Source organism: Kitasatospora sp. MY 5-36 (genome assembly GCF_001182915.1).
In the GTDB taxonomy this organism is placed as follows: Bacteria; Actinomycetota; Actinomycetes; order Streptomycetales; family Streptomycetaceae; genus Kitasatospora.
This window is the reverse complement of the sequence record NZ_LFVW01001149.1, coordinates 1-1,661: the sequence shown is the minus strand read 5'-3', so window position 1 is coordinate 1,661 and position 1,661 is coordinate 1. Positions and strand designations below refer to the sequence as shown.

At 74.6% G+C, this 1,661-nt stretch carries 1 protein-coding gene and 1 pseudogene; both read right to left on the bottom strand.

The window, feature by feature from the left end; translation table 11 throughout:
- A pseudogene (locus tag AE652_RS40935) lies at window positions 1-600 on the bottom strand (phage tail sheath family protein); the annotation flags it as partial.
- A 199-nt stretch (window positions 601-799) separates the two neighbouring features.
- Window positions 800-1,661: ATP-binding protein (locus AE652_RS40930; RefSeq protein ID WP_049661011.1), on the bottom strand; the 862-nt coding region annotated here is incomplete at its 5' end.

Genomic DNA, 1,661 nt, shown 5'->3' with positions numbered 1-1,661 from the left:
CGCGGGCGCGGCGGCCAGGGCGTGGCCGCCGCGCTCGGGGCGGCTCGGCGCGGTGCCGGGCTGTTCGGCGACGGCGACCAGCTTCGACTCGCGCAGCTGGGTGACGACGTAGCCCTTGGTGCTCTTGCGGGTCGAGACGTCGTACGTCTCGACGACCTCGGCGCCCCGGCGCACCAGCAGCCGGAACCGGTCGTCGGGGACGTTCTCGCCCTCCGCGTCGACGACCTCGACGGACACCTCGCCGCCCGCGCCGGGCAGGGCGGAGAAGAGGAAGCCGGCGATCTCGACGGGCGGGGCCGCGGTGACGGCGGGGGCGGCGCCGGGCGTCCGCCGGGCCGGGTCGCCGACCCGCACGACGTAGGCGGAGCCGCCGCCGTTGGCGAAGAAGCCGTACACCGAGTGGGCCAGGTAGGTGCCCTCGGTGAAGCCGCCGAACCGCTGGACGTACTGGTCCCAGTTGGTCACCAGTGTGGGCTCGTGGAAGGGGCCGGTCTCGGCGAAGCCGACGAACGCGGCGACGGCCGTGCCGACGCCCTCGATCGGCCGGGCACCGGACTGGACCTCCTCCACGTACACGCCCGGGGTGAGGTACGACGGCATACGCGCTCCTTCGGCTGGCCCTGCATTTTCGCCGGTCATTCGCCCCCGAGTCTGCTGCCCGGGCGGCACCCGGGGACATGTCCCCAGGTGCCGGACCGGGGGCAATGCCGCTGCCCCCGGCGGACACCGCCGTACGTACCCACCGGCCTCCGCCGCCCCGGAAGTGCTCGGCCGTGCCCGCTGGCCACGCGGGAGGCGCTCAGCCGTGCCCGGCGTCGCCGAGGACGCCCAGCCACGGCCCGAACTCGCTCGCCAGCACCAGCCGGCCGAGCTTGCGGTACTCGCCGACCACCGCGGAGACCAGCTGGGCCATGCCCAGCGGGGCGCCCGTCCCCGCGGCCAGGTACGCCGCGGAGACGGCGCAGGCCCGGATGGAGCCGCCGGTGAGCTCGAAGTTCCGGGCGCAGTAGTCCAGGTCGAGGTCGTCGCCGCGGGGCACCAGCGGTCCCAGGCAGCGGTCCCAGAGCCGGCGCCGCTGCGCCTCGTCCGGGAGCGGGAACTCCGCGATGACGTCCAGCCGGCGGGTGAACGCCTCGTCGAGGTTGGCCCGCAGGTTGGACGTCAGCACCGCGATCCCGTCGAAGGACTCCATCCGCTGGAGCAGGTAGGCCGTCTCCACGTTGGCGTGGCGGTCGCGGGCGTCCTTGACCTCCGAGCGCTTGCCGAACAGCGCGTCGGCCTCGTCGAACAGCAGGACGCCGTTGACCTGCGCGGCCTCGGTGAAGATGCGTTCCAGGTTCTTCTCGGTCTCGCCGATGTACTTGTCCACCACGGTCGCGAGGTCCACCACATACAGCTCCATGCCGAGTTCGGCGGCGACCACCTCGGCGGACATCGTCTTGCCGGTGCCCGACTCCCCGGCGAACAGGGCGACCACCCCGTTGCCCCGGCCGCCGCCCGGGCGCATCCGCCAGCTCCCGAGCACCTGGTCGCGGTGCCGGGCCCGCAGCACGAGTTCGCGCAGCCGGCCCGCGGTGGGGGCGGGCAGCACCAGGTCGGACCAGCCGACCGCGGGTTCGATCCGGCGGGCGAGCCGGGCCAGGCCCGCGCCGTTCTGCGCC